The sequence below is a fragment of the Okeania sp. SIO3B5 genome, from assembly GCF_010692555.1.
Taxonomy (GTDB): domain Bacteria; phylum Cyanobacteriota; class Cyanobacteriia; order Cyanobacteriales; family Microcoleaceae; genus Okeania.
Genome location: NZ_JAAHHG010000525.1, coordinates 1 through 6,898 on the forward strand (window position 1 = coordinate 1; position 6,898 = coordinate 6,898).

Sequence of the window (6,898 nt, forward strand, 5' to 3'; positions counted from 1 at the left end):
AGGCTATCATTCCAAACAACACGTTCACGAAGTGTTGCGCCAGCAAACACAACCAAATAGCTTTGCTAATCGATGCTTTTGTCCCGGTGTTGGATATATACGATACTTAAATCTAGCTTTCATAATCTGATATTTAAACTAACAGTATTGTAACATATTCATTGAAACACTTAACAACTAAAAAGTCGCCCGCTTATGGGCGAGGCTTGAGACCCAATTTTTCGGTCAATGTGAATATCTCCAATCCCAATACCCGTATATGATAGCTTATCAAAGAAACCGGAGTCAGACTCAATAAACAACGAAAAAAAATGCTTACCATATTGGAACGGGTCATGTCAGGAAATGTCCAATCTATTGTGGTCACATACAAAGATAGGTTCCTTTGATTTGGCTTCGATTTGCGAATCTGGTTCTGCACCCTACACTCTGGCCAAATCCTGGTTCACAGCAGAGTTGAATTTTCTCCCGTTTGCGCAGCATTCCGTTTCGCAGCACCGACCTTGGAAAGGAAACCGGAAATGGTTGAAGACATCCTTTCAATCCTCCACTGTTTCTGTGCAAGGTTGTATTCATCTTAAATCTCTGCGTATCAGAGTTTACCCAGAAAAAAATCTCCATCAAATTTGGAAAAAGTGGCTAGCAGCAAGTAGATATTGCTTTAATCAAGCCATAGCTTATCAACGAAAATATGGGTTGATTTCTAAGTACAATTTGCGTAAAGTTATCTTAAACAATGAAAGTTTACCAGATTGGATAAAAGAATCACCATACCATCTTAAAGTCAACGCAATTTATGATGCTCATGCTGCATTTAAAGCTAGTAGTAAAAGTGGAACAAAACAGCCTATTGCGGAAAATTTCGTTCGATTAGAGACCGAATACAATCAATTAAATTTAGGGTGGAAGACTTTAAAAAAGGTACTTGGTTGCCATTAGTAACAAAAGGATTAAAATTCCAAGCATCAGAAGTAATTCCTACTACTAATATAGAATACCAACAAAAGCAAAAAGATGGCACATACAAGAGTTTTGTGAGAGAACAATCTTGGGATGCAGAAACTAAATTAGTTTATGACAAAAAACGTTGGTTTGCTGTATTTCCAAAAGATTTTAAACCAGAAGACTCTAAAAGTCAATCCATCATAGCTTTAGACCCTGGTGTTTCGCTGCGCGACATGAAACGCAGTTTTTTAACGGGATTTGATGGAGAAAAATTTGTTGATATAGGTAAGGGAGACATTACCAGAATCTTTCGATTGGCACAGCATATTGATGGACTAATATCCCACAAAACTGTGTTAAAAGGTCGCCAAAATAAGTACAAAAGACAGGGATTAAACAAAAAAATTAACAGCTTATTTATTAGGATAAGAAATCTCATAGATGAAGTCCATAAAAAAGTAGCAAAATGGTTAACAACTGAGTATCGCGTCATCTTTATCCCTACTTTTGAGTCATCCCAAATGGTTGCCAAATCAGGAAAGAAAAAACGCAAGCTTAACTCGCGCGTCAGTTCGGCAAATGTTAAATTGGGCACATTACCGTTTCAAACAAACTCTGAAGTTTCAGGCTTTAAAACGAGGGGCAACCGTAATAGATGTAACTGAGGAATACACTTCCAAAACTTGTACAAAGTGCGGTCATGTTCATCAAAATTTAGGAGGCTCGAAGCATTTTAAATGTCCACATTGCGGTCATTCAATGCCGAGAGATTGGAATGGCGCTTTGGGGATATTCCTCAAAGCATTGCGTTAGCGAAGCGGCGCGTTAGCGCGATACCGCCTGCGTGGATGGTTCTGCCGTCACGTTGCTATGAACGGTTTTCCCGACTTTTGCAGGGAATTGCCGGGCTTGATGTATCTGAATAACCTACGAGCTATAATATTCTTCAAGATCCTGATGGTTGAATATGTATTAAGTGAGGTGGTAAACTGTTCTCATCTACAACCTACGAAACAATAAATTATTAAATATTAGGTTACAGAAAAGCTTCTATATCCAATAGTGAAGAAAAAATTGAGGTATTTTTCCATAATTATAGAATCCGGTTATATAGTATATGTTGATAATTCTATAATGATTCAGGACTTACGCAAATTGACTTTTAAATAACAATCTGTAGGAGTAAATAGTATTCTTTCTCACTATAAGAGTCTCTGCGTAAGTCCTGATTACTTCAATATTTAATCTCCCCTACTCCCCTACTCCCTCTTTCAATATACTGATGTCTTTGATGTAACTACTTCCTCTAACCAAACGTTGGGAAGTTGACTTGGCCTTTGAGGTAATTGCATCAAACCCATTTCAGTTAATCGAATGACATTGCTGAGAGATTCTACGAGAATAGGGTCAAAATATGTGCCACTGTGATTTATACATTTTTCTAAAGCTTCTCCCAAACTAAGAGCAATTCTTTTACCTCTTGCTTGTATTAGCTCTTGGAAGTAAGAAATTAAACCCAAAATTCGAGATTCTATAGGTATTTCCTCTTCTCTGAGACCATCTGGTTTACCGCTACCATCCCAATATTCTAAATGATGAGCCACAATTTTAGTTATAGGTGCTAACTCTGGCATTGCTGTTAATAATTGAGCGCCAAGTACGCTCCTTTCCTGCCAAAAAGTTAAAGTTGCATCATCTAATTCATCTGGTGTTTGAGTAAATACTTTGTTTGGCGCTGATGCTAACCCCACTCGAAACAATAATCCTGCTAACCGCAAACGTCGCAACTGCAAAGTAGGTAAATCTAACATTTGACCAAGAGTCTCAGATAAAGCTGCCACTTGCAAGGAGGCAATAGGGTTAGTCTGGTCCCGTTCATCTACTTTCTGCGCCATGCGTAAAAATGCTTGCAATTTATTAGCATTTAAGTTGCGACTAACTCGTAATGCTTGACCTTCTAATTCCCAAAGTTCCCTAGCTTGACGATTCATTGCAATCATCTGCTGTTGGGAAGTTTGCAGGTAAGAAACTATTCGAGATACCACGTTAGTCATATCTGTAGGTGGTACATCTTTGATATTGAGAATTTCTTGATGTTGTTTCTGAATGGTCTCTGCTAAGGCAGGATTGTAGGAGCGACATCTTTCTATAAGAATTTCTGCAGCTTTAGCTACTAAAGTCTGATCAAAAGTCCATAAACCGTAAAATTTTCTTTCTACATCTACAGTAGGTTGACCATTGAGTACATATTCATCTTCTGAGAGTTCATGGCAAAGTACCATAGCTCTGTAACTTGGAGCTAGTATAATTAGATTCCATTCATTAACTAAACTATCCATCGTTTCTAAATGAATTAAAGAAACATTTTCTAGCTGACTTGTAGAATGTTTGGATAACCCACTATCTAGTACTGCACTAATCACAATGTGACGACTAGATTGTGCTATTTCTTGATAACGATCTGCTTCTTGTAAGTACCATTTTCCTTTTTGAAATGTGACCAAAACTAATGGTTTTTCTTCAGAATGCTTGGTGTTAGTTTGTAATATGTGGTCTTCTAAAGCATGGCATAAAGCTACCAATGTATTTTTGAAATAAACTCCATAACTAGAGGGAAGTTTTCCTTCCGGACTGGCTTCTTTAAGTTGATTTAAAGTTGCTTCTGGATTCATTTTATTAAATGATAATTATTTTATATGTTTGTTTTTTATCTTGTAAGCATTTCTTAGATAATGCTGTGCAAACAGCTATTAGCAGTCAGCTATAAGCTATTAGTAATTTTCATTACTTCTAAGGTTTAGGAAAGAGACTTTAACAGTAATTTTTATTCTGTCTCAATTTCTCAATTATTTTGACCTTCCCCAAAATTAATAGCTAATAGCTGACGGCTGAATGCTTACTTTATCTTTTAGCTGCCTTTATTATTTAGGCGATCGCTTCTTTTATTTATACATACTATGATGATTTTGTCAAGTATTATCGGTTTTTTATGCGGGTTAAAAAGTGGTAAAATATATCCGAATATAATGGAGGTATACAACTATGGGAGTTTATCAAAACAGGGAAGCATTTATTCCTTATTCTAGAAAAGATATCATAGAACTTTGTATTCAAGATGGTAAGTTACCAGAAAGCTCTTTACAAAAGTTTAGAGATTTTTGTTCTATTCTGTTGGCTTATTATCATTTTAAATTACATAAAACACTGGAAATATTAAAGGAAAATTATGCTCCATTTAATCCAGATGCTAATACTAAATATATTGCATCTCACTCTGAATCACAACTAGCAGTGATGAAAACTAAAGTTGTTCAGAGTTTTGAGAAAATTCTAGAACAAGGAAATTTTTTCCCTATATCTCAGGCTAGTTTAGAACGTGCTTTTCAGGAAACTTCGCTAATTGAACTGAAGACAGATATCAATTTTGATGACTTTGAAGAGATAATATGTTACTGTCGAGGAGATATATATAAGACAATAAAAGTTAAGAAATTTTTTTTCCGCAAAATTGAAAAGAAAATTGATATTTTTGAAAGGGTTGCTTTATTAATTAAGTGTCAAAATACAGAGGATACTGATAGTTCGGAAAACGAAGGGGAGGAATCTCATCTGAGTCCTAAAAAAATCTATATTTCTCTCTATAAAAATATTCCTAAAAATGATATAGAGTTTCTATTTCCTAATGTCAAAGTTAGTATGACTTTGAAAGATCGTCTAATGTTAGTAGTACCTGCTATTGGTGCAGCAGTACCTATTGTCTTGAGAATTGTACCGCAACTTTTACTAATTATCGGTGTAATTGTTTTTCTAGTTTTCGGTCCTTCTTATGTAGAAAAATTGAACTTGAGAGCTAATCCGGAAGATGTGAGGAATATGACAGGAGTTTTATTAGCTTCATCATCTCTATTAATAACTTTAGGAGGATTTTGTTTTAAGCAGTATAGTAAATATAAAACTAAACAGATTAAGTTTCAAAAACAGGTTACAGACACTTTATTTTTCAAGAATATTGCTAATAATGCAGGTGTATTTCAAACTTTAATTGATGAAGCAGAAGAAGAAGAATGTAAGGAAATTATTTTAGTTTACTATCACTTATTGACAAGCAATACATATCTCACTCCAGAACAATTGGATAACAAAATTGAAGCATGGATGGAGCAAAAATTTGATACAAAAATTGATTTTGATATTAATGGACCCTTGAATAATCTCGCAAAAATTCAGGGCAAAATTGTCAGAGATGGTGAAGATGAGGATGAGATTTCAGACATACCATTATTAATCTATGATGAAAATGGTTGTTGTCGAGTATTACCTTTAGATGATGCGAAACAATTAATAGATTATATTTGGGATAATGCGTTTCATTATGCTTAATAGAAGAGGAAATTGGAGAGGAATAGTGAATAAAAATTATAGATAAAATTCATCAGCAATAGTTTCTAATATAGCGTTTCTCAAAAAGCGTGATATACAGTTGTTTTTCTTTTTTTCTATCCCCTGTTTCTCGAATTACTACTCCCTACTCCCTACTCCCTACTCCCTACTCCCTACTTCCTATTCCTCCGAATCAAAATGTTTTTCAGTCGTACTAATAATATCTTTTGCTAATCGCTCGCTAAACCCCACAACAAAAGACAAAGAAAATAAAGACATCCATCTTTGATCTTGCCTCTTTTCGTTATTAATTTCACCAAAGCTAATAGGAATAATTCCCCCCTGTAAAATAGCAAAGATTAAAATGCCAAATGTTCCGCCAATCAGAGGCTTATAAAAACCAACTAAGATAGGAATTATTGAATCTTGATATTGGCGCTCCTCTTCAGATTGTTGATAATTACTAAGTCGAGATAAGATACTAATTATGCTGCCAAGAGCGCCAGCAGTAAAACACAAATTTCCTAGCCAAACTGTCATTTGAAAATCTTTTATATAAATATCCGGTGTGTCATTGGTTCTACTAGAAATATCTGAGGAAATAATTCCTTTTAACTGTAGGGCTTTTTCTAAGTCGTTGCTTCCTGATGATAAGCCTAGGGGGAGTACTATGTATAATGGAAGTCCTAAAACTAACCCTAGTAAAATTTTCAGAATAATCTTAGAGGTAATTTGTCGATAAAAATTAAGAGGTAAAGCTAGCCAAAAATTTTTAATTATTCTAATTCTAAATTCAGCATCAATTCGCAGTTTTTCCAGCAGCAGTTTGTGGTGGTTATGCTGAAAAGATTGAATAGCAATACTAAGATTAAATACTAAATTAGCAACTTCTGATTTTTGGTAACTATTTTTAGCTAATTTTCCAGATAGATATAGAGTTTTAATGTCTGAGAGTAACATCAAAAACTTGGAAACTTCTTCTTGATTTTCTTCGCTTAATTCCTGGAGGAAATTATAGTCAGTAATTACCTCGTTTATTTGTGACAATAAATCATAGACTTTGGTATCTATTTCATCAATAACCTGAAGACAATTTTGCTCCTCAGAAATTTGCTTGTTTTCCAAGGGATTTGAATCAGAATTATCAAAATCATTTTGAGGTTGCATACTTAATAGATCGATAAGAATTAATGCAATTGGGGTTTCATTAATGGATAATTGATAATTACCTCTGGTTGAAACTGTTACGGAATTGGATATAAGGAAAAATTTTTCATTATTAGTCAATCAATTCCGTTTTCAAGGAGAGGTAATTATTAATTATTAATTATTAACTGTTGAATCCTACCTCCTCGCTCATTCCCATTTCTCCTGTCTCCTATCTCCTACCCCTATTAAAAGACTTTTGAGCGCAAACCCTAATTATTACAGCGCTTTTCATTTGAGTAGACCACAAAATTATTTTTGGCGCTTAGAGTAGGGAGTAGGGAGTAGGGAGTAGGGAGTAGGGAGTAGAAAAATGCTTTTGGGTTGCCCATACTAACTGTAGTCTATCCATGTGAAAAGCGCTATA

General features: G+C 34.7%; 7 protein-coding genes. 4 read left to right on the forward strand and 3 right to left on the reverse strand.

The features are described from left to right. Positions 1-24: 24 nt before the first annotated feature. Entirely contained in the window at positions 25-123 is a 99-nt protein-coding gene (locus F6K54_RS37290; RefSeq protein ID WP_293073949.1) for a helix-turn-helix domain-containing protein, read from the reverse strand. Positions 124-345: 222 nt separating this feature from the next. Here F6K54_RS37290 and F6K54_RS37295 point away from each other — a divergent pair, with 222 nt between their 5' ends. The 3 genes from F6K54_RS37295 to F6K54_RS37305 are packed head-to-tail and all read left to right on the forward strand — an operon-like array spanning position 346 to position 1,758. Further along, on the forward strand, positions 346-939 hold the full coding sequence (locus tag F6K54_RS37295) for a hypothetical protein (protein WP_293089029.1): 594 nt from the start codon (positions 346-348) through the stop codon (positions 937-939). Then, positions 903-1,610, forward strand: a complete 708-nt coding sequence (locus tag F6K54_RS37300) for a hypothetical protein (protein ID WP_293089031.1) — start codon at positions 903-905, stop codon at positions 1,608-1,610. Before F6K54_RS37295 ends, F6K54_RS37300 begins: the two co-directional genes overlap by 37 nt. Next, positions 1,525-1,758 (forward strand): zinc ribbon domain-containing protein, encoded by a 234-nt coding sequence (locus F6K54_RS37305; protein ID WP_293089032.1) that lies wholly within the window; start codon positions 1,525-1,527, stop codon positions 1,756-1,758. Before F6K54_RS37300 ends, F6K54_RS37305 begins: the two co-directional genes overlap by 86 nt. Positions 1,759-2,216: 458 nt before the next feature. Here the strand turns inward: F6K54_RS37305 and F6K54_RS37310 are convergent, their stop codons facing one another. Then, entirely contained in the window at positions 2,217-3,617 is a 1,401-nt protein-coding gene (locus tag F6K54_RS37310; RefSeq protein ID WP_293089034.1) for an HD domain-containing phosphohydrolase, read from the reverse strand. A 370-nt stretch (positions 3,618-3,987) separates the two neighbouring features. On the opposite strand from F6K54_RS37310, the gene F6K54_RS37315 reads away from it, so the two are divergent. Further along, positions 3,988-5,325, forward strand: a complete 1,338-nt coding sequence (locus tag F6K54_RS37315; protein ID WP_293089035.1) for a TMEM143 family protein — start codon at positions 3,988-3,990, stop codon at positions 5,323-5,325. A gap of 180 nt (positions 5,326-5,505) precedes the next feature. On the opposite strand, the gene F6K54_RS37320 is transcribed toward F6K54_RS37315, so the two are convergent. Then, positions 5,506-6,612, reverse strand: coding sequence for a hypothetical protein (locus tag F6K54_RS37320; protein ID WP_293089036.1), 1,107 nt, complete (start codon positions 6,610-6,612; stop codon positions 5,506-5,508). Between the last annotated feature and the right edge of the window lie 286 nt (positions 6,613-6,898).